The sequence below is a fragment of the Streptomyces sp. NPDC018031 genome (assembly GCF_044327625.1).
In the GTDB taxonomy this organism is placed as follows: domain Bacteria; phylum Actinomycetota; class Actinomycetes; order Streptomycetales; family Streptomycetaceae; genus Streptomyces.
On sequence record NZ_JBIRFT010000016.1, the window covers coordinates 63,002 to 89,104 of the forward strand.

At 72.7% G+C, this 26,103-nt stretch carries 12 protein-coding genes; 9 read left to right on the top strand and 3 right to left on the bottom strand.

The window, feature by feature from the left end:
• Positions 1–154 precede the first annotated feature (154 nt).
• Positions 155–1,309 carry a serine hydrolase domain-containing protein gene (locus tag ACH4B3_RS27595; protein WP_398467219.1) on the top strand — a complete coding sequence of 385 codons (1,155 nt, stop codon included), beginning with the start codon at positions 155–157 and terminating at the stop codon, positions 1,307–1,309.
• A gap of 157 nt (positions 1,310–1,466) precedes the next feature.
• Positions 1,467–2,657, top strand: a complete 1,191-nt coding sequence (locus tag ACH4B3_RS27600) for an acetyl-CoA C-acetyltransferase (protein WP_398467221.1) — start codon at positions 1,467–1,469, stop codon at positions 2,655–2,657.
• 152 nt (positions 2,658–2,809) lie between these two features.
• On the opposite strand, the gene ACH4B3_RS27605 is transcribed toward ACH4B3_RS27600, so the two are convergent.
• A complete protein-coding gene (locus ACH4B3_RS27605; RefSeq protein WP_398467223.1) occupies positions 2,810–4,234 on the bottom strand; it encodes an MFS transporter in 1,425 nt (474 codons plus the stop codon).
• Between the two features lie 623 nt (positions 4,235–4,857).
• Here ACH4B3_RS27605 and ACH4B3_RS27610 point away from each other — a divergent pair.
• Genes ACH4B3_RS27610 through ACH4B3_RS27630 form a run of 5 tightly spaced genes read left to right on the top strand, consistent with a single transcriptional unit; the run spans position 4,858 to position 21,409 of the window.
• Complete coding sequence (locus ACH4B3_RS27610) at positions 4,858–17,127, top strand: amino acid adenylation domain-containing protein (protein WP_398467225.1); 12,270 nt, start codon at positions 4,858–4,860, stop codon at positions 17,125–17,127.
• Positions 17,124–18,467 (top strand): hypothetical protein, encoded by a 1,344-nt coding sequence (locus tag ACH4B3_RS27615; RefSeq protein ID WP_398467227.1) that lies wholly within the window; start codon positions 17,124–17,126, stop codon positions 18,465–18,467. The genes ACH4B3_RS27610 and ACH4B3_RS27615 overlap by 4 nt, the downstream gene beginning before the upstream one ends.
• 57 nt (positions 18,468–18,524) lie before the next feature.
• Positions 18,525–19,316: an alpha/beta fold hydrolase gene (locus tag ACH4B3_RS27620; protein WP_398467229.1), complete on the top strand. Its 792-nt coding sequence runs from the start codon at positions 18,525–18,527 to the stop codon at positions 19,314–19,316.
• 12 nt (positions 19,317–19,328) lie between these two features.
• Positions 19,329–20,147, top strand: coding sequence for an alpha/beta hydrolase (locus ACH4B3_RS27625; protein ID WP_398467231.1), 819 nt, complete (start codon positions 19,329–19,331; stop codon positions 20,145–20,147).
• Positions 20,144–21,409, top strand: a complete 1,266-nt coding sequence (locus ACH4B3_RS27630; RefSeq protein ID WP_398467233.1) for a cation:proton antiporter — start codon at positions 20,144–20,146, stop codon at positions 21,407–21,409. The genes ACH4B3_RS27625 and ACH4B3_RS27630 overlap by 4 nt, the downstream gene beginning before the upstream one ends.
• A 95-nt stretch (positions 21,410–21,504) precedes the next feature.
• Here ACH4B3_RS27630 and ACH4B3_RS27635 read toward each other — a convergent pair whose 3' ends face one another.
• The gene (locus ACH4B3_RS27635; RefSeq protein ID WP_398467235.1) at positions 21,505–23,457 is read right to left on the bottom strand and encodes an NAD-binding protein; all 1,953 of its coding nucleotides are present in this window, start codon (positions 23,455–23,457) and stop codon (positions 21,505–21,507) included.
• Between the two features lie 531 nt (positions 23,458–23,988).
• Here ACH4B3_RS27635 and ACH4B3_RS27640 point away from each other — a divergent pair.
• A complete protein-coding gene (locus tag ACH4B3_RS27640) occupies positions 23,989–24,840 on the top strand; it encodes a DUF4397 domain-containing protein (protein ID WP_398467359.1) in 852 nt (283 codons plus the stop codon).
• Positions 24,841–24,886: 46 nt separating this feature from the next.
• Entirely contained in the window at positions 24,887–25,552 is a 666-nt protein-coding gene (locus ACH4B3_RS27645; RefSeq protein WP_398467237.1) for a class F sortase, read from the top strand.
• 288 nt (positions 25,553–25,840) lie between these two features.
• On the opposite strand, the gene ACH4B3_RS27650 is transcribed toward ACH4B3_RS27645, so the two are convergent.
• Positions 25,841–25,966 carry a hypothetical protein gene (locus ACH4B3_RS27650; RefSeq protein WP_398467239.1) on the bottom strand — a complete coding sequence of 42 codons (126 nt, stop codon included), beginning with the start codon at positions 25,964–25,966 and terminating at the stop codon, positions 25,841–25,843.
• Between the last annotated feature and the right edge of the window lie 137 nt (positions 25,967–26,103).

A 26,103-nucleotide genomic window follows, 5' to 3' on the forward strand; every position in this document is an offset into this window, starting at 1 on the left:
GGCCCACCGGAACATCAGGGGGAAAGCCGGATGGGGCCGGCCCCCGCTCCGCTGATGGGATGGCTTCCGGTCACCGGCTCCGGGTGAACCCTCCCCGGGGCCACGGTCGGAGGGGTCCCCCGCGTGTGGGTGACCCGGGCGGAGGAGAGATCACATGAGTGTGCGTGGACGGCGTCGACGAGGCCTGCCCGTGCTGACCAGCCTGGGCGCGGTCCTCCTCGCCGCGTCGACCGGGCCGACGGCGGCGGCCGAGCCGCGGCAGGCAGGCCCGCTGCAACAGCGCGTGAACGCGATCCACGCCACCGGGGCCGTCGGTGTGTTCGCCGAGGTGACGTCACCGGCCGCACATGACAGCGCGCGTGCCGGGACGGCCGGGCCGGGCACCGGGAGGCCGATGCCGCACGACGGCAGGTTCCGGATCGGCAGTGCCACCAAGACCTTCACCGCCACGGTCGTGCTGCAACTCGTCGACGAGGGGAGGTTGTCCCTGGAGGACACCGTCGAACGATGGCTGCCCGGAGTGGTCCGGGACAACGGCAACGACGGCAGCCGGATCACGGTGCGGCAGCTGCTGCAGCACACCAGCGGCATTCCTGACATGCTGCCGGAGATACCCGCGTTGAACAGCGCGGACGGCTACCGGTCCGAGCGGTTCCGCACCTACACCCCCGAGGAACTGGTGCGGCTGGCGCAGCAGCGGTCGCCCGACTTCTCCCCGGGCGCCGACTGGTCGTACTCGAACACCAACTACGTCCTCGCCGCGATGATCATTCACGAGGTCACCGGCCGGAGCTGGGCGGACGAGGTGGACAAGCGGATCATCCGCCCGCTGGGCCTGGAGGGCACCAGTGCGCCCCGCGCCTTCCCGTTCATCCCGGGCCCGCACGCCCGGGGCTACACCGCGTTCGGTACCGGCACCAGCGTCGACGTCACGGCGCTCAACCCGAGCATGGCCGTCGGCTCCGGCTCGATCATCAGCACCACACACGACCTGAACCGGTTCTACAGCGCACTGCTCGGCGGCGATCTGCTGGATCCCGCGCGGCTCGGCGAGATGACGACCACCACGCCCGCGCCCGCGCTGGGCGTGCGGTACGGGCTCGGTCTGGGCGAGATCCCGCTGTCCTGCGGCGGCAGCTACTTCGGTCACTTCGGGGAGCTGCTCGGCTATCGCACCTGGGTCGGCGTCAGCCCGGACGGGGCCCGGAGCGTATCGGTGTACGTCACCAGTGACGGCGGCCGGGACACGCAGCAGGCCATGCGCACACTCGTGGATCAGGAGCTGTGCCGGACCGCCCCCGGCACGTGACCGTAGCGGGCGACGGGCCGTTCCCGGCGGCGCGATGCCGGGACGCCTCCGAACGGCTGTGCCATCGCTCACACCGCCGAAGGCCGCACTTTCCCGGTTCAACTCGTGGGTAATGTAGCCGTGTTGTGGTCCACAACTTCTACCCACGGAGGACATCGTGTCCGGATCCGTCATCCTGGCTGGGGCCCGTACCCCCACCGGTCGCCTGCTCGGGGCTCTGAAGGACTTCTCCGGCGCCCAGCTCGGGGGCATCGCGATCAAGGCGGCTCTGGAGAAGGCGGGGGTGGCGCCCGAGCAGGTGGAGTACACGATCATGGGGCAGGTGCTCACCGCGGGCGCCGGCCAGATCCCGGCCCGCCAGGCCGCGGTGGCCGCCGGAATCCCGATGAGCGTCCCGGCGCTGACCGTCAACAAGGTGTGCCTCTCCGGGGTCGACGCCATCGCGCTGGCCGACCAGCTGATCAGGGCCGGCGAGTTCGACCTGGTGGTGGCGGGCGGTCAGGAGTCCATGTCGCAGGCGCCGCACGTGCTCCCCAAGTCGCGCGCGGGCTTCAAGGCCGGTGACGTACCGCTGATCGACCACATGGTCCACGACGGTCTGTTCTGCCCCTTCGACCAGGTGGGCATGGGTGTCTCCACCGAGAAGTACAACAGCCGCTACGCCGGGGTGACCCGGGAGAAGCAGGACGCCTTCGCCGCGGCCTCGCACCAGCGGGCCGCCGCCGCGGCGGCCGCCGGGCGGTTCGCCGAGGAGATGGCGCCGGTGACGGTCCCGCAGCGCAAGGGCGACCCGGTGGTGTGCGACGCCGATGAGGGCGTGCGTCCCGACACCACGACGGAGGTCCTGGCGAAGCTCCGTCCGGTGTACAGCGCCGACGGCACCATCACGGCGGGGACGGCCTCCCAGATCTCCGACGGCGCCGCGGCCGTGGTGGTGGCGAGCAAGGCCAAGGCCGAGGAGCTGGGCCTGCCGTGGATCGCGGAGATCGGCGCCCACGGCGTGGTGGCCGGGCCGGACGCGAGCCTGCACGAGCAGCCGTCGAACGCGATCAGGGCGGCGCTGACCAAGGCCAAGCTGGACCCGTCCGACCTGGACCTGGTGGAGATCAACGAGGCGTTCTCCGCCGTCGGCATCGTCTCCACCGAGCAGCTGGGCATCAGCCCGGAGATCGTGAACGTCGACGGCGGAGCCATCGCACTCGGCCACCCGATCGGCGCCTCCGGTGCCCGGCTCATCGTCCACCTCGCCTATGAGCTGCGCCGCCGCGGCGGCGGTCTCGGCGCGGCGGCGCTGTGCGGCGGTGGCGGGCAGGGCGACGCCCTGCTGATCCGCGTGCCGTCCGCCTGACGGCCGGTCGCGGCCACGCGGCCCGGAACCGCGGGAACGACACGGTCCCCCGGGGGCGGCCCAGGGCGGCCGCGCCCGGGGGACCGTGCGTCATCCGGTGGGCCGGGTGACGCACGGGGGCGGTCGGTCACGGTGAGGGCGTGGCCCGGTCCTCAGACGCCCTGTGCCGGTGCGGGCTTCGGCCGCAGCATGGCGAGCATCGTGCACACCACGGCCGCGCACACGATGTTGACGGCCATCGCGGCGACATAGACGTGATGGTAGGAGGAGACGCCGGCCGACCCCGACGCCATGATGGAGGCGAATCCGGCGACGCCGACCGCACCGCCCACCTGCCGTACCGTCAGGGTCATGCCGAGGCCGCCCGCGAACTTCTGCGGGGGCACCGTCCCGGCGGCCAGCGACGACAGGCAGGTGATGGCGAGGCCGAGGCCGCCGCCACCGAGTATCGCGGCCGGCAGCCAGCCGCCCAGGAAGTTGGGCGTCGGGCCGAAGAGGTCGGACGCCCAGATGGCGTTGCTGGCCGTGAAGGACAGCGCGCCCAGGACCGTCACCTTCACCTGGGCCGACGGTCGGGTGAGCCGTCCGGCGGCCAGCGAGCCGACCATCGAGGACACGGCCCCGATGCTCAGGGCGCCCGCCGTCTGCAGGACCGACCAGTGCCAGATGTCGGCGGCGAACAGCGGGGCGGCCAGCATCCACGCGAACATCGTCATGTTCAGCATGCCGAGGCCGAGGTTGGCGGTCCGGAAGACGGGGCTGCGCCACACCGCCATCTCCAGGGCCGGCGCCGGATGCGTGCGCGAGCGCAGCACGGTCACGGCGACGAGCGCGAGCCCGGCCAGCCCGAGTCCGATGGTGCGGACATCCCCCCAGCCCCAGGTGTCCCCCTCGGTGAGCGCGCTGACCACACCGCCGATGCCCAGGGCGAGCGCCACGCTGCCCACCGCGTCCGGCAACCGGTCCCCGGTGCCGCGCAGCCGCCCCCGCGGCAGCATCACCACGGCGGCGACCAGCATCGCGCCGCACAGCGGGAGGTTGATGTAGAACACCGAGCGCCAGCCGAAGGCGCGCAGCAGCAGCCCGCCGGCTGCCGGTCCGATGACGGCGGAGAATCCCGCCACCGCGGACCAGGTGCCGACCGCTCTGGGGATGCGCTCCCGAGGTGTCGTCGCGAGGATCAGGCCCAGCGCGGCGGGGATCATGCCGCCGGCCGCCGCGCCCTGGACGAACCGCGCCACGATGAGCCACCAGACGGACGGCGCCGCGGCGCAGACGAGCGAGGCGGCGGTGAAGGCGGCCAGCGACCAGAGGAAGACGGTGCGCCGGCCGAGGCTGTCGGCGATCCTTCCGGCGGGCGTGAGCACGGCCGCCAGCAGGATCGTGTAGCCGCTGATGACCCACGTCAGGGTGTTGAGCGAGGTGCCCGGGAAGTCGTCCTGGACGTCCGGAAAGGCGATGCTGATGATCGAGAGATCGAGGAAGGCCATGAAGCTCGCGCCGCTGCACAGCGCGAGGACACGGGCCGGGTCGACCTCCCGCGTGGTGTCCGTGCGCTCAGCCGACTCGTCGGGCATGCCGGTCCCCTCAGCTCGTGTGCGTCGTCGAACTCGTCTGGCCCAACTCGTTGCGCGGAGCGGCTGGTTGAAGCGATGCAGCCGATGCAAGTGTGCCGCCGACCCCGTCGGAGACGGGGCGAATTGTGTGATCAGTACATGTGATGACCATCACTCGGCATTCACTCGAAGATCTTTGCCACCATGCCTTGCGGTGGCTATCGCGGCAGGCCAATGATGGGGCGGGGCGCCTGGGGAGGAACCGGCACAAAGGCGGGGGTCGATACTGCCCCGTCCCCATCGCGCGACAGCGGATCGCTCGCGGCCCCGTACCACCGCACGTTCCGCAGGACAGCCTTTCCGCACGACAGCACTTGCGCAGCTCGGCAGTTCAGCACCTGGCGTACTTGCAATCCTGACAGCGCGGACGACTCACGGCGCAGCCGCTTGCCCGACTGCCCGTGAGGCAGCCGCCGCTCGATCTCGGGGGGATCGGCACGCGTGCACGGGGGACCGACCCCGGGTGCGCGCTTGGTTCCGGCACCTGCGGGCCCTTACCGGGCCGCCATGGGCGCCGTTTCCCCTGCCCCGGGACGGGTGGCGCTCACCGGACGCGCCGCGGGTCATCACGGGGAGACACGGCATTGACTTCTTTGAGTTCCGTCCTGATCGGTAGCGGGAGCGTACTCGCGCGCTGCGGCGAGGTACTCATGGCGAAGGGGCACCGGATCGCGGCCGTGGTCACCGGTGACGCCACCGCCAAGTCGTGGGCGGTCAAGGCGGGTGTCCCGCACCACGAGCTCGCCGAGGCCGTGGCACTCGCACCGCGACTGACCTGCGACCTCCTGCTGAGCGTCGGCAACTACGCGGTGGTACCGGAAGCGCTGCTGGGCTGCGCGACACGGGCCGCCGTCAACTACCACTACGGCCCGCTGCCCGAGTACTCGGGCCTGCACACACCCTCCTGGGCCATCGCCGACGGGGCACGGGAGTACGGCATCACCTGGCACCGCATGGCCGAGGTGGTCGACGGCGGTGAGGTGCTGGGGCGGGTGCCGGTGGCGATCGAGCCCGAGGACACCGCGCTGTCCCTGGGCCTGAAGTGCGACGAGGCGGCCGTCGGCAGCCTGGCCGGACTGATCGACGCGATCGCGGAGGGCCGCGAGACCTCGACGCCCCAGGACTCCGCGACGCGCCGCTACTTCTCACGGCACACCCAGTTCGCCGCCGAGGGACTGGTCGACTGGGCCCTTCCGGCCGAGCGCATCGCCGCCCTGGTCCGAGCCACCGACTACGGCCCGTTCGCAAGCCCGTTGGTATGGCCCAAGGTCCGCCTCGACGGGCACTTCTACGCCATCCGGGGAGCTCACTGCCAGGCCGGCACCGCCGCGCCCGCGGACGGCACCGCCGCGCCCGGTACGGTCCTCTCCTGCGACGACACGACGGGCCTGCGGGTGGCCACCGGCGCCGGAAGCGTCGCGCTGACCCGGCTGTGCACCCTGGAGGGCGAGGAACGGTCCGCCGGCGCCGTCGCGGAGGCCCACGGGATCCGGCCGGGCACGATCCTGGACGTCCCCGCCGAGGACGCGAGCGCGCGCCTCACCGATGCGGGCGTCAGAGCCTCCAAGGCCGCCGCCCGGTGGCGAAAGCGCCTGATCGGGAGCGGCGACCACCCCTACCGCCTGCCCTACCCGCAGCCCCTTCCGGAGGCCGGGACCGAGAGCGCCCGGAGCGGACAGCAGCCGGAGCCCGTCCTCGTGCGATGCCACGTCCCGGGCCAGGACGGCGACGACGGCGGGCTGGACGCCTCCGCGGCCGCCGCCGCCCGGCTGGCCGGTGCGCTGGCTGTCTTCCTGAGCCGGGCGAGCGGCCGGCGGGAGGTCCACCTCGCGATGGCGGCCCCCCGCGAGGGTGTCGACGCCGCGCACCGGGACCTGTTCGCCGCCTGGCTGCCGCTGCCGTGCCGGGTGGACGCCGACGCGACGGTCTCGGAGAACCTGCGGGCGGTGCGGGAGGAGTTCACCCGCGGCCAGGAGCGGGGATGGATCCGCCGCGACGCCGTCGGCCGGGACGAGGCGCTCCGGGAACGCCGGCACAGCGGCGCGCTGACACCGGACGTGCTGATCTCGTGGGGCCCCCGCGACGCCGCCGGCCACGCCCCCGGCGGGCAGGACGGCGACCGTCCGAAACTGGAACTCCACATCCGGCAGGACGGCGCCGAGGACGGTGCGCTCGTCGCCTTCCACCACGACGCCACGCGCCTGGCGGCCCGCGACGTCACCCGGCTGGCCGACCAGTTCACCGCGTGGTGCGACCGGCTCCGCTCCGCCGCGGAACAGCTTCCGGCCGCCGTCGACCTCCTCACCGCGGACGAACGCGGTTACCTCGTGGAGGAGTTCAACGACACGGCCGGCGCCACCACCGATCTCCCCGAGCAGGGCCTGTACCGGCTCTTCGAACAGGCCGCGCACCGCCATGCCGAGGACACCGCACTGGTCTGCGCGGACACCAGCCTGACCTACGCCGAGCTCAACGCCCGCGCCAACCGCCTCGCGCACGCGCTGACCGGCCGGGGCGTGGGGCCCGGCGACCTGGTCGGCGTGGCCCTGGACCGCTCGATCGACCTGGTCGTGGCCCTGCTGGCGGTCATGAAGACGGGCGCCGCCTATGTGCCCGTCGACCCCAGGTTCCCGGCCGAACGCATCCGGCAGATGATCGACGACGCCGATCCCAGGCTCATCGTCACCCCCGCCGCCACGCCCGTCGCGCTCGCCGCCTGGGACACCCGCTGCGTGAGTGTCCACCCGGGCGCCGAGCCGAGCGCCGACGGGGACCTCGCGGTCGAGGTGGGCGCCGACGACCTGGCCTACGTCATCTACACCTCGGGCTCGACCGGCCGCCCCAAGGGGGTCGAGATCACCCACGGGGCACTGGGCAACTTCCTGGCCGCCATGCGCGAACGGCCGGGCTGCGCCGCCACCGACCGGCTGCTGGCGGTCACCACCGTGTCCTTCGACATCTCCGTGCTGGAGCTGTTCCTACCGCTGCTCTGCGGCGCGACCACGGTCATCGCCCAGCCCCAGGAGACCCTGGACGCCAAGGCCCTGAGCGGGCTGATGGAGCGGCACGCGATCACCATGGTGCAGGGCACCCCCGCCACCTGGCAGCTGCTGCTGGACGGCGGCTGGCGCGGCACCCCCACGCTGCGGAAGGTCCTCTGCGGCGGTGAGGCGCTGCCCCGCGACCTGGCGGACCGGCTGCTCGCCACCGCGGCCCCCGCCTCGGTGTGGAACATGTACGGCCCCACCGAGACCACGGTGTGGTCCACCGTCTGGGAGGTGGCGGCCCGGGACGAGGAGGAGCACATCCTCATCGGCGGCCCGATCGACCGCACCCGGGTCTACGTCCTCGACGAGAACCTGTCGCCGGTGCCGCTCGGCTTCCCCGGAGAGCTGTGCATCGGCGGCGCCGGAGTGGCCCGCGGCTACCGCAACGACCCCGAACAGACGCGGCTCCGCTTCGCCGCCAACCCCTTCCACCCCGGCACCCTCTACCGGACCGGCGACCTGGCCCGCTTCGCCGAGCCCGGCCGGCTGACCCTGCTGGGACGCAACGACCGCCAGGTCAAACTGCGCGGCCACCGCATCGAACCGGCCGACGTCGAGGCGGCCGTCAGCCGCCACGAGGCGGTCCGCCGCGCCGTGGTGGTCGGCCGCGACGAGCAGCTGGTCGCCTACTGCGTCCGCGAGACGGCCGCGGCCGTCGATCCGGCCCCCGCCCCCGAGGACCAGAGCGTCGCCCTCGCCGAGTGGGCCGCCGCCTGGGACCGCGCCTACGAGGCCGGAACCGGCCCGGCTCCCTCCGCTCCCGGCACCGGCGACGACCCCGTCACCGCCGACGCCACGTTCAACCTGGCGGGCTGGCGCAACAGCTACGACGGACTCCCCTTCACCGAGGAGGAGATGCGCGACTGGCAGCGGAGCTCCGTCCGCCGCATCCTCGCCCACGCGCCGGAGAACGTCTTCGAGATCGGCTCCGGCAGCGGCCTGATGCTGTTCAGCCTGGCCCCGCACTGCCGCAGCTACCACGCCGTGGACACCTCCGCCGCGGCCGTCGAGATGACCCGCCGGCACCTGGCCTCCCTGCCGCACGTGACCTGCGAGCAGCGCCCCGCCCACGCACTCCCCGAGGTCGCCGAGGGCGCCTTCGACACCGTGGTCCTCAACTCGGTGGCCCAGTACTTCCCCGACGTCGACTACCTGACCTCGGTGCTGGAGTGGGCGACCCGGGCGGTCACCCGGGGGCGGGTGTTCCTCGGCGACGTACGCGACCTGTCGCTGCTGGACGTCTTCCACGCCGACGTGGCGCACTTCCGCGCGGACGGGGAGGCCGGCGGGATATCCGCCGAGGAACTCGCCCGCCGCACCCGGAGCGGGATGCGCGCGGAGCGCGAACTGGTGCTCAGCCGCGACTACTTCGCCGACCTGCCGCAGCGGTTCCCGCAGATCAGCCGCGTCGACATCACCCTGCGCGACGGCCGCTACGTCAACGAGATGACGCGCTACCGCTACGACGTCACCCTGCACATCGGCGAAGACGCCCCGCCCGCCACCCCGGCGGCGGAGAAGGACTGGCAGGCGGACGGCCTCGACCCGGCCGCGCTCCGCGCCGAGCTGGAGTCCGTCACCGACCGCCCGCTCCGCCTGAACGGCATCCCCAACGGGCGGCTGGGCCAGGTGTGCGGCCGGGTCGCCGCGGCCCTGGAGACCACGGGCGCCGGCACCCCGGACGTGCCCGAGTCCTGGACCGACCCCACCGACCTCGCCGACCTCGCCGACGAGGCGGGCCTGGAGATGGCTCTGCTGCCCAGCCGCTCCGGCGGCACCTGGCGGTGCGACGCCCTGTTCTGGCGGCCCGGCCAGACCCCCGACCTCAGCCCGCAGCCCACCGAGGCGCCGGACCGCGACGCTCCCGGCGGATACGCCAACACACCCGCGGTCGGCGAACCGCCCAGGACCCCGCTGCACCGCGTGCTGCGCCCCTGGCTGGCCGAGCGGCTGCCGGAGTACATGGTGCCGGCCTTCATCGTGGAGCTGGACGAGCTTCCACTCACCCCGAACGGCAAGATCGACGAGAGGGCCCTGCCGGACCCCGTGGTGGAGGTCGACGCCACTGCCAAGCCCGCCACCGAGCTGGAGCGGGACATCATGGCCATCTGGGCGGACGTGCTCGGCCACGACCGGATCGGCGTCAACGAGAACTTCTTCGAGATCGGCGGCACCTCGCTGCGGGTCGTCCGGGTGCAGACACGGCTGGAGGAACTGCTGGGACGCCCCCTCTTCGGGGCCAAGCTCTTCGAGCACTTCACCGTCAAGACGCTGGCCGCCTACCTGGCCGGCGGCACCGGGACCAGCCGGCAAGCCGTGCCCGAACGCCGCCGCGCCGTCCAGGACGAGCCCGTGGCCATCATCGGCATGGCCTGCCGGCTCCCCGGCGACGCCAACACCCCGGAGGAGTACTGGGAGCTGCTGGAGCGCGGCGGAGACGGGATCGTCGAGGTCCCGAAGGACCGCTGGGACGCCGAGGCCCTGTACGACCCCGACCCCGAGGTGCCCGGCACCTCGTACTGCAGCCGGGGCGGGTTCGTCGCCCCCATCGACCTCTTCGACGCCCCCTTCTTCGGCATCTCGCCGCGTGAGGCCCGGTCGCTCGACCCCATGCAGCGCATGGTGCTGGAGACCACCTGGGAGGCCTTCGAACGCGCCGGCTACACCATGGACCGGCTGCGCGGCAGCCAGACCGGCGCGTTCATCGGCGTCGGGAAGAGCTCGGCTTACCACGAGTACGGCCTCACCATGGCCGGCGGACTGACCGACCTCGACGGCTACGTGGGCCCGGGTTCCGCGGGCGGCACCATGTCCGGCCGGGTGTCGTACGTGTTCGGCCTGGAGGGACCGACCCTCACTCTGGACACGGCGTGCTCCTCCTCCCTGGTCACCACCCACCTGGCCTGCAACGCGCTGCGCAACGGCGAATGCGACCTCGCGGTGTCGGCCGGGGTCAGCCTGATGCTCACCCCCGAACTGCACGTCGAGTTCAGCCGCCTGCGCGGCATGTCGGCGGACGGCCGCTGCCGCTCGTTCTCCTCCGACACCGACGGCACCGGCTGGAGCGAGGGCTCCGCCGCGGTGGTGCTGAAGCGGCTGTCCGACGCCCAGCGCGACGGCGACCCCATCCTGGCCGTGCTGCGCGGCACCGCCGTCAACCACGACGGCCACAGCGCCAGCCTGACCACCCCCAGCGGCCCCGCCCAGCAGCGGGTCATCCGCGCCGCCCTCGCCACCTCCGGACTCCAGCCGGACGACATCGACTACCTGGAGGCGCACGGCACCGGCACCAAGCTCGGCGACCCCATCGAGGGCACCGCGCTCGCGGAGGTCTTCGGCGGCAGCCACTCGCACGAGACGCCGCTGTGGGTCGGCTCGGCCAAGTCCAACCTCGGCCACACCCAGGCCGCCGCCGGTCTGGCCGGCGTGCTGAAGGTCGTACTGGCCATGCGCCACGACACACTTCCCCGGACCCTGCACGTCGCCGAGCCCACCCCCGCCGTGGACTGGAAGGGCGCCGGCATGGAGCTGGTCCGGGAGCAGCGCCCATGGCCGGCGAAGGAGACGCCGCGCCGCGCGGGCGTCAGCTCGTTCGGCATCGGCGGCACCAACGCCCACGTGATCGTCGAGGAGCCGCCGCGGCCCGCCGCCGAGGACGCCGAGGAGGGCACGCCGGCGCCGCTGCCGGCCACGGTGCCGTTCGTGGTGTCCGGCCACACCGACGCCGCCCTGCGCCAGCAGGTGGAGAACCTGCACCTGCACATGGGCATGAACATCCAGGACCGCCTCGGTGACGTGGCCCGCTCCCTGGCGACCACCCGCAGCCACTTCCGCCGCCGGCTGGTGCTCTCCGTCAAGGACAAGGCCGAACTCCTCGACAAGCTGGCCTCCTACGCCCGCACCGGGGAAGTGCCCGCCGAGTCGGTGGGCACCGGGAGCCACACCGAGGAGCCCCGGCTGGCCCTGCTCCTCACCGGCCAGGGCAGCCAGCTCCCGGGCATGGGCAAGGACGTCTACGACGTCCACCCCGTCTTCCGCGAGGCGCTGGACGAGGCCGCCGCCCGCTTCACCGGACTGGAGAAGCCGCTGCTCCAGGTGATGTGGGCCGATCCGGACAGCGAGGACGCGGCGCTGCTGCACCGCACCGACTTCACCCAGCCGGCCCTGTTCGCCCTGGAGGTGGCGCTGTGGCGGCTGTGGGAGAGCTGGGGTGTGCGGCCGGAGCTGCTGCTCGGCCACAGCATCGGCGAGCTCGCCGCCGCCCACGTGGCCGGGGTCTTCGACCTGGACGACGCATGCCGGCTGGTCGAGGCCCGCGGCCGCCTGATGCAGGCGCTGCCCGCCCGCGGCGCCATGGTGTCGCTGGAAGTCGGCGGCGAGGAGGCGGAAGCCGCCGTCGAGGCCCTCGGTTTGCGCGGCGGTCTGGACGTCGCCGGGTTCAACACGCCCACCCAGACCGTGCTCTCCGGTGACACCGAAGCCGTCGAAGCGATCATCGCCCACTTCACGGAGCTGGGCCGCAAGGCCAAGCGGCTGACGGTGTCGCACGCCTTCCACTCGCACCACATGGACGGCATGCTCGCCGAGTTCGGAGCCGTGGCGGAGACCGTCCGCTTCCGCCCTCCGCAGATCCCCCTGGTCAGCAGCCTCACCGGCGAGCTCGCCGCGCCGGGCGAACTGGAGCGGCCCGGCTACTGGGTCCGCCAGGTGCGGCACGCGGTCCGCTTCGGCGACGGCATGCGCAGCCTGCGCCGCGCGGGCGCCAACACCTTCCTGGAACTCGGCCCGCAGCCGGTGCTGTCCGGCCTGGGGGCGTCCTGCCTGGCCGACGAGGGGCCGGTGTCCTGGGTGCCGTCCTGCACCCCGGGCAAGAACGGCGCCGCCGTCGTCCAGCGGAGCCTGGCCGAGCTGCACGTGCGGGGCGTCGCGGTCGACTGGGCCGGCTACTTCGCGCCCTTCGGCGGCGACCGGGTGGCCCTGCCGACGTACGCCTTCCAGCGGGAGCGGTTCTGGTTCGAGCCGCCGCTCACCCGCGAGGTCGGCGCCGGGCTGGACCCCACCGGCCACGCGCTCCTCGGCGGCGGCGTGGGGATCGCCGGCACCGAGCTGTCGCTGTTCACCAACGTGGTGGCGGCCGACCAGCCGGTGTGGGTGCAGGAGCACCGGGTGATGGACGCCGTCCTGATGCCGGGCACGGCGTTCTTCGAGGCCATGCGGGCGGCGGGCGACGCGGCCCACGAGGGCGAGTGGGACCTGTCGGACGTGGTCATCGCCTCGCCGCTGGTCCTCGCCTCCGACACGCCGGTGCGGATGCAGGTCACCGTGGGCCCGGCGATGGGTGAGACCCGTCCCGTCCAGGTCTACAGCGCGCCCGAGGGGGAGGACGGCGCCTGGCAGCTGCACGCCGAGGGCCGGATCACGCCCGCCGAGGGAGCCGGCACCGGCACCGGCGCCGCGGTGCCCGTGCCGCCCCGGGGCGCCGAGCCCCTCGACGCGTCCGCCCTCTACCGCGACCTGGACGCCCTGGGCTACGGCTACGGACCGACCTTCCAGGGCATCAAGGAGGCCTGGCACGTGGGCGGGGAGGTGTGGGCCAGGGCCGCGCTGCCGGAGAGCGCGGAGCAGTCCGCCGCCGGCTACGTCCTGCACCCGGCCCTGCTGGACTCGGCCATGCACTCGCTGCTGCTGACGCAGCGGCTGCAGAACCGGACCGGCGACGACCTCTTCGTGCCGTTCGAGGCCGAGCGCCTGTCGCTGCGGGTGAAGGGTCTGGCGGAGATCTGGGTCCGGGTCGCCGACTTCGAGCTGGGCGACGGCGAGTTCTGGGCCTCCCTCGACATCCACGACGGCGACGGCACCCCGGTCGGCCGGCTGCACCGCCTCCACGCACGACGGGTCGACCGCGCCGTGCTGCGCCGCCTGGCCGCGGCCGGGGTGGACCGCTTCCAGTTCCACGTCGACTGGCGCCAGGCCGACACCGAGAACGTCGAACTGGGCGGCTCCTGGGGCCTGATGACGCCGGCCGGGGACGTGCCGTGGGCGCGGGAGGCGAAGACCCTGCTGGCCCGGGCCGGCATCCAGGTGATCAAGGTCCGGGACCTGGAGGACGCCGAAGACCTGGACGGCCTGGTCTGCCTGTGGGACTCCGACGCGGCGGTGCCCTCCCAGGCCCACGCGTTCGCCGCCAGGGCACTGGAACAGCTCCAGGAAGCGGTGGCCACGGAGTTCCGCACCCCGCTGGTCTGGGTCACCCGCCACGCGGTGGGCACCGGCGCCGACGACATGGTGACCGGGCTGGGCGCCGGCCCGCTGTGGGGCCTGGTGCGGACCGCGCGCAACGAGCACCCCGAACTGAACCTGCGCCTGATCGACCTCGGCGAGGGGGAGGCGGACCGCAAGGCCCTCCCCGCCGCGCTCATGCTGGAGGCCGAACCGGAGTGCGCCCTGCGCCACGGCGAGGTGCTGGTGCCGCAGCTGCTGCGGGTGGGCTCGGCCCAGGACCTGGAGCTCCCGGCCGACGGCCGCTGGCAGCTGGAGATCACCGCCAAGGGCCGCCTGGACGAGCCGCTGACGGTCAGGCCCCTGCCCGAGCGGGCACTCGCACCGGGCGAGATCAGGGCCGAGGTGCGGGCCGCCGGGGTGAACTTCCTCGACGTGCTCAACGCCCTGGGCATGGTGGAGATCCCCGCGTTCGGGCTGGAGTTCGCCGGTGTGGTCACCGAGGTCGGCGGCAGCGTCGACCAGCTGAAGGTGGGCGACGCCGTGCTGGGCCTGGCCCGCGGCTCCTTCGCCTCCGAGGTCGTCACGGACGCGCGCCAGGTGGTGCGCATGCCGGAGCACCTCGGCTTCGAGGAGGCCGCCACCATCCCGATGACCTTCCTCACCGCCTGGTACGGCCTGCACGAACTGGGCGCCCTGCAACCGGGTGAACGGGTGCTGATCCACGCCGCCGCCGGTGGCGTGGGCATGGCGGCGGTGCAGCTGGCGCGGCTCCACGGCGCCGAGGTCTACGGCACCGCCGGCAAGGCCAAGTGGTCCGCGCTGCGGGAGCTCGGCCTGGACGACGCCCATCTGGCCTCCTCCCGCGATCTGGACTTCGTGGAGCACTTCGGCAGGGAAGCCGGCGGTAGCTTCGACGTGGTGCTGAACTCCCTGGCCACCGAGTTCATCGACGCCAGCCTGGGCATGCTGGGCAGCGGCGGACGGTTCCTGGAGATGGGCAAGATCGATGTGCGCGAACAAGCCGCCATCGACCAGAGCCACCCGGGCGTGACCTACACCGTCTACAACCTGCCCGAGGCGGGACCGGACCTCATCCAGCGGATGCTGCTCTCCATCGCCGAGCTGTTCACACAGGGCAAGCTGGCGCCGCTGCCACTGCGGACCTTCCCCATGACCCACACCTCCGACGGCCTGCGCTTCATCGCCCAGGCGCGGCACGTGGGCAAGGTGGTGCTGGTCCCGGCCCGGCCGCGGCAGTTCGTCCGGCCGGACGGCGCGGTGCTCGTCTCCGGCGGCGCCGGCGACCTCGGCCGGCGCGTGGCCAGGTGGCTGGCCGGCGCCCACGGCGTACGCGACCTGGTGCTGACCTCCCGCCGCGGAATGGCGACCCCCGGCGCGCAGTCCCTGGTGGAGGAGCTGGCCGAGCTGGGCGCCACGGCCACCGTGGTGGCCTGCGACGCGGCCGACCGCGACGACGTCGCCGCCGTGCTGGCCCTGTTCGGCGACGAGCGCCCGCTCCGCGGCGTGGTGCACGCGGCGGGTGTGCTGGACGACGGCGCGCTGACGGACCTGACACCGGAGCGGTTCGACGCGGTCTTCCAGCCCAAGGTGGACGGCCTGTGGCACCTCCACGAGCTGACCCAGGACATGGAGCTGGACTTCTTCGTGATGTTCTCCTCCATCGCCAGCGTCATGGGAGCACCCGGCCAGGGCAACTACGCCGCCGCCAACGCCTTCCTGGACGCGCTCGCCCACCTGCGCCGGGCCAGGGGCCTGCCCGCCACCTCGGTGGCCTTCGGCCCCTGGGAGGGCGAGGGCATGGCCGCCGGGCTCAGCGAGTTCGACCGGGCCCGCTTCGCCCAGCTCGGCCTGGACCGGCTGGCGCCGGACGAGGGCCTGGAGCTCTTCGAACTCGCCGCCAGGAGCGGCCGCGCCCTGACCATGGCCGCCGCGCTGGACCTGAACCGCGTACAGCACTACTTCGAGAACCGCGGCGGCGTACCGCCGCTGTACCGCGCGCTGCTCAGCGGCAACGCCGGCAACCGCGCCCGGGCCGGCGGCGGTACGGACCTGCGCAAGCTGCTGGGCGAGGCCACGCCGGAGGAGTACCCGGCCGTGGTGCTCGGTGTGGTCCGTGAGGAGGTGGCCAAGACCCTGGGCTTCGCCTCGCCCGAGGCGGTGGACGTCGACGTGCCGCTCCAGGACATCGGCATCGACTCGCTGACCGCGGTGCTGATGCGCAACCAGCTCGCGGACCTGACCGGACTCGCCCTGCCCGCGAAGATCGCCTTCGACCACCCCAACCTCACCTCGCTGGGCGACTTCCTGCTGGCGAAGCTGCTGGAGGCGGGGCTGGACACGGAGCCGGGGACGGCCACCGGCACGCCGGCCACCGAGGCGGCGGAGACGGCCGGGGCCGCGGGCGCGGACCTGTCCACCGCCCGTAAGGGCTGCCTCCACCCCGACCTGCGGTTCGGCGACGCCACCGCGGCGCCGGTACGCCCGGAGGCGGTCTTCGTCACCGGTGCCACCGGATTCGTCGGCGCCTACCTGCTGCACGAACTGCTCGCCTCCGAGGTGGTCTCCTACTGCCTGGTGCGGGCGGACGACGCCCGCCAGGCCATGGAGCGCCTGGTCGGCGCCCTCGACGGCTACGGCCTGTGGCGGGAGGAGTTCGCGCCGCTGCTGAACCCGGTGGTCGGCGACCTCACCCGGCCGCTGTTCGGCCTGACCGAGGAGGACTTCGACGAACTGGCCGACCAGGTGGACGCCATCTGCCACTCCGGTGCCCTGGTGGACTGGATGCGGCCGCTGGAGGACTACATCGGCCCCAACGTGGTCGGTACCCACGAGGCGCTGCGCCTGGCCTCACGCGGCCGCGGCAAGGCGTTCCACTTCGTCTCCACCTTCGCCACGCTGCCCAAGTACCTGGGGTACGAGGTCTCCGAGGACGACCGGGAGTACGGGTACCTCACCTCCAAGTGGCAGGCGGAGCAGATGGTGGCCGCCGCCCGGTGGCGCGGCGCCAAGGCGTCGACATACCGGCTGCCGTTCGTCGCCGCCTCGGGGCGCACCGGGCACTTCCGGCTCGACCGCGGCGACTTCCTGCACAACCTGATCACCGGCGGACTGGAGATGGGCAGCTTCCCGTCGCTGGACGCCGACCTCACGGCGGTGCTTCCGGTCGACTACCTGTGCCGGACGATCGCCGAGGCGATGACCGGCGACCTGGCGCGCATCGGCAGGGACTACGACTTCGTCAACTCCGGTGCCCCGGCCTTCGACCGCTTCTTCGAGATGGTCGGTGCCGCCGGCGGCGGGGCGGAGGTCGTGCCCTTCGACGAATGGCGGCAGCGGGCACTGGAGTTCGCCGCCGGGCATCCGGCGAGCCCCATGGCCCGGATCGCCGCCCTGGTGGACGGACTGACGGCGGAGGGCCTGGCGGACATGTTCGCCGCGCTCCCGGTGGGAGGCGCCGTCTTCGGCGCGGCGGACTACCCGTCCCCGCCCATCGACGAGGACTTCGTCCGCACCTATGTGGACCGCATCAACACTTCGGACCGAGCGGAGAACACGACGGCATGAGCGACGCGACCCAGGCGGCAGACGCGACGGTGGACGACGACGCCACGGTCACCGGCACCTACCGGAAGACCGGCACCTTCCTGCACTCCTCGGCGGCGGTGCACGCCGAACAGCTGTCCCCGGTGCTGGACAAGTACCAGGTGGACAAGGGCGAGATGGAGTCCCGGCTGCCTCCGCACCGGGCACTGAACTCCAGCTGCTTCCACCCCGAGGTGCACCCCACCCAGGTCGTCCGGATGAACCTGGACGACGACCTGGCGGACAACCTGGCACGCCAGCTGCGCTGCCAGGCGGTGATCCAGGAGAGCTTCGCCGCCGCCTCGATCGGCAGTTACTTCCCGGTCTCCACCATGTTCGAGAACTGCGTGCTCTTCGTGCCCTCGGCGAAGCGCTTCTACGACCTGAACCAGGACATCGTCCAGGAGCACTTCCCCGAGGTCGAGACCGCGGTGGTGAACGCCTTCATCGTGCCGGCCGAGAAGCGGCCGTACGGCACCCACGCGGCCAGCTCGATCGCCCTGCAGATCCCGTCGCTGGTGAAGAAGCAGCTGGGCTTCCCCACCGAGTACCGCAGCTTCCACACCGCGCTGACCCCCACCCCGCTGAGCCGGCAACCCTTCGTGATCTTCGAAGAGGCCGAGGTGGAGGCCCCGAACCTGCCGTACGTCTACGAGAAGATGCTGGAGTGCGGCCTGGCGGGCGAGGAGAAGGACGCCGTCGACAAGGCGCTGTACCTCTTCCTGGAGGGGAAGCTGTCCGAGATCGACCTGCCCTCGGTGCGGGACTTCCTCATGGCGATGTACTGGGCGAAGACCTACGCCGACAAGCCGTCGCCGGGCTACTACTGCGACAGCCGGGTGGGCGACGCGCTGGTCTTCGACAACTACCGGGCACATGCCGACAGCACCCTGCCCCGGACCACCAAGGACCGTCTCACCATCGACCTGCGCTGCTTCAACAAGGTGCACTACCCGAAGGGCATGACCAGCGGCCTGGACTTCATCGTCGACCCGGACGAGCGCGCCTACCAGACCAGGCGCAAGTGGGCGTCGATCGAGTTCCTCCTCGCCACGCTCGGCTACGAGAGCGTGGACGAGTTCCTGCGCCTGGTGTTCGGCGGGACCCGGCGCGCGGCCGACATCGATCCGTTCGGCCTGATGACCGACCTCCAGTTCGGCATCTACAACAAGTCCGAGTACCACCTGCTGGACCAGAACCTCGACGGCCACTACGAGCGGGTCGAGGCGCTGTACGACCGCATCGTGAAGGAGGGGGAGTACGTCCTGCCGGAGCGCGCCAGGCAGTGCCTCGCGGCGCTGAGCGAACAGCCCGGCGGCTGAGGACCCGGGCGAGGAAGCGGCCGAAGTGAGCCACCGACACCGATCGAGGAATGCGCAGTGAGCCGAACCGAATCCGTGGACGACCTCGTGGAGCGCTTCTACACGGTCGTGCAACTGCCGCACGATCCGTTCGCGAAGGCGTTCCTCAATCGGTGCCGCTCGCACACCGTCAAGGTGAACGGCCGCTTCTACAAGTACTTCCAGAGTGGCAGCGGCCCGACCGTCCTCCTCGTCCACGGCCTGAACACCAATCTGGGCAGCATGGTGGCCATCGCCGAGGAGCTCCTCGCGCAGGGCTACCGGGTGGTGCTGTTCGACGTGCCGCCGCACGGGGAGGCACTGGGCACCACCGGCGACCCCACCGAGATCCGCGCCCTGCTGCGCGCCCTGTACGCCAGGCTCACCGGCCTGCACGCGGTCGTCTGCCACTCCATGGGCGGCCTGTGGGCCCTGACCGCGTGGCACGCCGGGGTGGCCGCCCGGACCGTGGTCTCGATCTCCTCCCCGCCCGCCAAGATGTTCCTCGTGGAGAGGTTCGCCGAGATGCACGCCCTCGACGACGAGCGGGTCCGGGGGGTGGTCGGGGAGATCGAGAGAAGATTCGGCACGACGGTGTGGGACGAGTATTCGGCGCTCGCGGCGGCCCGCACGATCGACGTGCCCGGGCTGGTCGTCCACGGCACGGCCGACGACTACGTGCCACCGGTGCACGCCGGGGAACTGCACGCGGCCTGGCGGAACTCCACCGTGGCACTCGTCGAGGGCGCCGGCCACTTCGACATCGTGGAGTCACCCGAGGTCCGGAAGATCATCTCCGCACACCTGCGGAGCCTGGAAGACACGAGGTAAGGGGCGATCACATTGGACACCGACACCACGGAGAAGCTGCGCCGGCTGGCCTTCACGCCGATGCGGACACAGCCTCCGAACGCCACCCGGCCGATCCTGGAACAGGCCGCCAAGGAGGTCGAGGTCGTCGACGGCGGCAAGGTGGTCCACTACCTGTGGGGCGAGGGCGAGCGGCGGATCCTGCTGGTCCACGGCTGGGCCGGCAACGCCGGGCACCTGACCGTCCTGGCGGACGCGCTCGCCCGGGCGGGCTGCGCGGTGGTCGTCGCGGATCTCCCCGGCCACGGCGAGTCGGAGGGAGCGGAGTCCTCCGTCATCCACTTCGCCACGGCGGTCGAGGCGGCCCATGAGCGGTTCGGCCCCTTCCACGCCGTCGTCGCCCACTCGCTGGGCGCCGCGGCCACGACCTACGCCATGTCGCGCGGGGTCACCCTGGAGCGGGCCGTCTTCGTCAACCCCGTCAGCAGCTACACCAGCCTCTGGCGCCGCTCCGGCGAGGTCATGCAGGTATCGCCCAGGGCCATCGGGCTGGTCCGGGCTCGTGCGGAGGAGTGGCTCGGCATCTCCTTCGAGGCCATCGAACCGGTTGTCGCGGCACGGGACTTCACCAGCCGGCTGCTCGTGGTCCACGACGAGAACGACCCGGAGTCGCCGATCACCGACAGCGAGGCGCTGGTGGCGGCCTGGGGAGAGGCCGAACTGATGCGGGTGCGGGACCTGGGACACACCAAGGTGCTGCGCGACGACGCCGTGGTCCGCCGTGCCGTCGGCTTCCTGACGGCGGACGGCGCGGGCGACGGCCCCCCGGCGGACGGCGCGGCGGGCCGGTGACGCTCCCCGTGGCCGCGCACGCGATCGCCGCCCTCGGCGCCTTCCTGGCCGTCGGGCTCCTGGGACGCCGGCTCGCCCGCCGGATCGGGCAGCCCGGCGTGGTCGGTGAGATCGCGTTCGGCATGCTGCTCGGGCCGGCGGTCCTCGGCTGGGCCTGGCCCGAGGCGCAGTCCGTCCTGTTACCGGCCGACGTGCTGGAGCCGCTGCGCGACCTCGGGCACGCCGGACTGGTGCTGTACCTGGTGGGCGTCGCCCATGAACTGCGGCTGGACGCCTCCCGGCTGCGGGACAGGGCCATCGGATGGACGGCACTGGGCACCCTCGTGCCCTCCCTGGCGGTCGGCGCGGCGTTCGGCGGATGGCTCGTCCTCCACGACCGGCCCTCGTTGCGGGGGACCGCGCCCGCCTCGGCCTTCGTGCTGCTGCTCGCGATCACCATGGCCGTCTCGGCGGTGCCCGTGCTCGCCAGGATCCTCACCGACCGCGATCTGACCACCACCCGCGCCGGCCGGCTCTCGCTGACCTCGGCGGCACTCGTCGACGCCGTCGCCTGGTTGCTGCTGGCCGTGGTGATCGGCATCGCCCAGCCCGGCTCGGGCGGCATCTCGACCGCGGCCGTCGTGCTGGTGGCCGGAGCGCTGGCGGCCACTCTGGGCCGCCGCCTGCTGAGGGCGCCTCAGGCCGAGCGCCTCTGCGCCCGGTGGCCCTGGCTGATGGCCGTCGTCCTGGCCGCCTGCGTGCTTCTGGCGGCGGACGTGGCGGAGTCCAGGGGCCTCACCGCGATCTTCGGTGCCTTCATGGTGGGCCTGATGATCCCGCCCGACTCCCCGCACTGGGACGCACCGGTCCGCTGGGTGTCCACGCTGGGCCTGTGGCTGGTGCCGGTCTTCTTCATCGCCACCGGGCTGAAGATATGGACGGGCTCGGGCGGCATCCCCTGGCTGGTGACGATCGTGGCGACGGTCCTGGCCGTGCTCTCCAAGATCGGCGGCGGCTATGCCGTCTCCCGCCTGGGCGGGGAGGAGCCCGTCGAGGCGCTTCGCATCGGCGTCATGCTCAACACCCGGGGGCTCACCGAGATCGTCCTGCTCCAGGCCGGCTACAGCGCCGGCGTCCTCACCTCGAGCCTGTACCTGGCGCTGCTGATGATGGCGGTCGTCACCACCTCGTTGACCGGCCCGCTGCTGTCACTGATCGACCGCCGGCAGCGAGCGGACACGCCGCCGGCACCCCGCCAGGGCGAGCAGCTCGCGACGGGCTGAGTTCCCCTGCCGGGCGGCGAAGCGACCCGCGGGGGTGACCGGCCGGGGTGACCGCGCCCCGCCTCCCGGACCGGACACGCCCGGCGCTGTGCGGTTCATACCGGGCGGGTGGCCGGCCGGGCGGGTGGCCGCCGACCGAGCAGCTCCGCGAGCCCGCGGCGGGTGGCGGCGATGACGACGCGATCCTCCGCCCGCAGCACATAGCCGGGGTGGGGGTCCCAGACCAGACCGGGGACGTGGGGTTCCCCGTCTGCCGGGCGGGGCGCGGCCAGGTCGGGACGGCGGTCGGCCGGCGCTGTGGCGTCCAGGGCGATGACTCGCCATGCGCCGGGCCGGAACGCCTCCGCGACGGTGCGGCCCTCGAACTGCGGGTGCCCGGCCACGCCGATGGCGGCGAAGAGCAGCACCTTGCGTTCCACCGGTATCGCGCCCAGCACCTGGCGTCCCATCATGGCGCCGGCGAAGGCGGGAGCGGCCAGGTGGGAGACGCTGCGGCTGCGGGTGCGGGCCTCGGGATGGGCGGCGCGCAGGGTGCGGTACACGGCGGTGGCGAAGTCGTCGTCGTACAGGCGCAGCGCCACCCGCAGGTCGGACCGGACGGTCCGGGCGTACAGCGCCGCTTCGAGGTTGGTGGTGTCGGAGCTGGTGAGCGCCAGCAGGGCGTGGGCCCGATGGACCTTGGCCGCCTCCAGCACCCCTTCCTGGGTGACGTCGCCGATCACGGTCGGCACCCTCAGCCGGCGGGCGAGCGGAAGTCCGCGTGCCTCGGGGTCCTCCTCGACGCAGACGACGGGAATGTTCAGGTCGCGCAGCTGGGCCAGCACCCTGGTGCCGATCTTGCCCAGGCCGAGGAGGACGACGTGGCCGGACAGCCCTCGCGGCGGGCGGCGGGGCGCCGCGGCGCTGCGGAACGCGCCCAGAGCCTCCAGGGCACCGGCGACGAACAGGGGCAGCAGCGCCAGGCCGACCATACCCGCCAGCAGTTGGAGCACCTGGCGGGCCGGGCTTGCGCCGAGCGCGGGATCGTTGATGGAGAACAGATCCAGCAGCGTGAGGTACGAGGCGTGGAGGGGACCGGCCCCGGTGGTGAGCCAGGAGGTGACGGCGAGGGCGATCACGGCCAGCGCCAGGCCGGCCGCGGTCCAGCGAAGACGGCGGGAGAAGAGCTCCGCGAGCGGGACCCGGCGACCGGCGAGCCGTCTGGCGGACAGTGGGGGACCGGAATGGCTGACCGCCTCCAGGACGACGGTGCCGCGGCCGACGGCGGCGGCGACGTCGTCCTGGCCGGGCAGCAGCTGCGGCCCTTCGGTGCCGCTGCTGTCCGAACCTTCGGCGCCGGCCGGGTCGTGGGTGGTCGCCGAGAGGAGGGCCAGCGTGCACAGCCCGGGGTCGGTCACCTCGCCGGACCCGGGCGGAGTGCGTTCGACGGCGCGCAGCAGCAGCCCGTCGGCGTGTATGACCTTGCTGGTCCCGGCGACCGCGGTGGCGGCCAGGGCCGGCGCGGCGGTGTCCGCGTCGGACAGCACGGTGGTGGACGCGTCCAGGGCGCCGGGGTCCAGGTCGGGCATGGCGACGAGAGCGGCCTGGTCGAGGAGGTCTTCCAAGTGCTGCCCGAGCTTGCGGTTGTAGAGCCGGATCACCAGCCGCAAACCCGGGTTGAGACGGCGAGCGGTGAGGGCCGCGCGGATGTTGGTCTCGTCGTCGTCGTACACCAGGGCCAGTGCGGCGGCCCTGGCCACGCCGACCGATGCCAGCACCGATTCGGTCGGCTCGGGGGCCTCCATCGTGCCGGGGGCGCCGCCGACGGTTCTCGGCGGGGCTCCCGCCATGACGGTGGATATCCGGTTGATGAAGGCCGACGCGCGACCCTGGCCGGGTAGCGAGAGCCGTGGCCCGCGCGCAGGTCCGTCGCCCGGAGCGACCAGCGTCACCTGTTCCCGGTAGACGTCACGGAGCTCGGAGGCCAGCCGGTGAGCCAGCGCGTCGTCACCGCAGACGATCATGTGCCCGGCAGGGTCGCGGGGTTGAGGAGGAGAAGACACGGGCATACCTTCTCGCATGCCGGAATCCGGAGGCGCGCCGGGCCGACCGGTCTGCCGATCGAGGGGGTTCCGGCCATCACCGGCAGAAGGCCGTGCCGTCCGGAGCCGGGCGGGGGCCGAAATGCCGTGGTCCGCGGGCCCTGCGTGTACCGGATGCCCGTCGCGGCGGATCGTGGCAGCGTTGGGTGAGGGGTCTCGGTCCGGCTGTGGTGAAAGAGGTAGGACATGCCCTTCGCAGACGTCGTGCACTACTCGGTCAACCGCTCGCAGTCCAGGGGAGGCCATGGCCAGACCGGGTTCATCACCATGAAGCTCGACGACCCGGCCATGAACGCCGTCATCTACTTCTTCCGGGACTTCACCGCTTCGGACATCGGGGAAGTGAGTTCCGGGATCGTGTCTGGTCATGCGCCGGACGAGGACTTCGGGCACTACCACCGCATCCTGGAGACGGAAAAGCCGCTCTTCTTCTTCTGGGAGCCGGTGGACGGCAGCGACGAGCTGCTGTGGTACCGCCTCGGCTCGTCCGCGGAGCCCATCGGGGAGGGCTTTCACTCACGCAGCAGGAAGACAGCAGCCGCCACCGCCAGTGCCTGCGTACTGTCCCTGGCCGTAGCCGTTCCCGCCTCCGCCGACGCTGTGGCGCAACAGAACGGCAAGGCATCCGTGTCCGTCTTCCACGGCGTTCCCGGACTCACCGTCGACGTGTACGCCAACGGGAACGAACTGGTCCCCGACTTCAAGCCGGGCACCGTGACCGACCCCCAGCCGCTGGACGGTGGCACCTACGACATCGAGATCTTTGCCGACGGCGAGGGCCCCGACGGCAAACCCGCCATCCAGAAGAGTGTCGACGTCCCGGCCGGGGCGAACGCCACGCTCGCGGCCCACCTCGACGCGAAGGGCGACCCCACGCTCACCGCGTTCGTCAACGACACCGCCAAGGTCCCGGTCGGTCAGTCGCGGCTGACCGTCCGGCACGTGGCCGCGGCACCCGCCGTGGACGTCCGCGCGGACGGCAAGCCCATCATCGAGGGTCTGACCAACCCGAACGAGAAGTCGCTCGAGGTGCCCGCCGGCACGGTGAACGCCGACGTCGTCCTGGCGGGGACCAGCACCGTGGCCATCGGCCCCGCCGACCTCGACCTCGCCGAGGGCGTCAGTACGGTCGTCTACGCCTGGGGCAGCGCCGAGGACAAGAACCTCGCGCTGGCGACACAGACGATCAGCGGCACGGACTCCGCGCCGAACGGTGTGAACGCCGGTGAGAGCGGCGCGATGGCCGCCGACGACGATTCCGTCACCGCCTGGCTCGCCCTGGGCGCCGCGGGTGCCGTCGCGGCCGCCGGTCTGCTGGCCGCCCGTCGCCTCCACAGCCGCAGAGACTGACGGCCGGTCCATGCGTTCCTCGGGCGAGGGCGGGCGATCCTCCGCGGTGGCCGCAGCGGCCACCGCGGTCGTCGCCGTCGTCCTGGCGGCGCTGCTGGTCTGGTCGCCGTGGTCGTCCGGGGACTCGGTGCCGTCGGACTTCGGGGCCCGGCCGCGGGTCCAGGAGCTTCCGGCCGGGCACTCGTTCGGGGCCCGCGACGGTGGACCGGGCGAGGAGGAGAGCCCGTCCGGCCCCGCACCCGAGCCGACGGCGCTGCGCGTGCCACGCGTTTCCCTGGACGCCCGTGTCCAGGGAGTCGGCGTCGAGGACGACGGCACCGTGGAGGTCCCCGGCAACGCCGGGCAGGCCGGCTGGTACCGCTACGGCCCCGCGCCGGGCGCGCGGGCCGGGTCCGCCGTCCTCATCGGTCATGTGGACGACCGCACCGGCCGCCTGGGGGCCTTCGCCAAGCTGTACGCGGTCCGCAAGGGCGACGCCGTCACCGTCGCCCGCCGGGGCGCACCCACCGTGCGGTACGAGGTGACGGCGCGTGAGGTGGTCGACGGGGACAGCTTCCCCAAGGAGGTGTTCCGGCGTCACGGACGGCCGGTCCTGACCCTGGTCACCTGCGCACCCCCGTATGACCGCGAACGCGGCGGCTACCAGCGGAACCTGCTGGTGTACGCCGTTCCCGTCCGGGAGAGCGGCCCTGCCCGCGGCTCACCGGCATAGGTTCAGGGCCGGGTCGGCGGCTGAGAAACGACCCCGAGCCTCGGTCCCGGTGCCGGCGTGGCCGCCGGCACCGGGACCGACGGGAGTCCCCGGATGTGGCCGGTGCGGTGGCTGCCGGGGCACATCGCCGCGCCGGAGTCCACCCGGCTGAGCGCGACGGACGACTGAACGGGATGTGACTCGCTCACCGGGCCCGGCGTCAGTCCTCGCTGCGGATCGTCGCCCGGGGTCCGCCGCGCCCCGGAGCCCGCGAAAAGGAGGGATGGGCCCGTGCCGCGGTCGTTCGGTTCAGAGAGGCAGGCAGAGCCCGTTGAGGCAGACCGCGCTCGTGGGTGCCGCCGCGGCCGCCGGTGCGGTACCGAAACCGGCGACGAGCAGGGCTGCCGCGGCGATCAGGAAGGAACGTGCACGCATGGGGAACTCTCCTTGAGGATGCTCGGACGGACGAGGGCGAGGAAAGATCACCACAAAGGCCCGGCAAACTCCGCGTCCTGTGCGGTCCGTTGCTCCGTTCGGTAACGGAAAGACGCCGAATGAACCAGGGTCGGCCG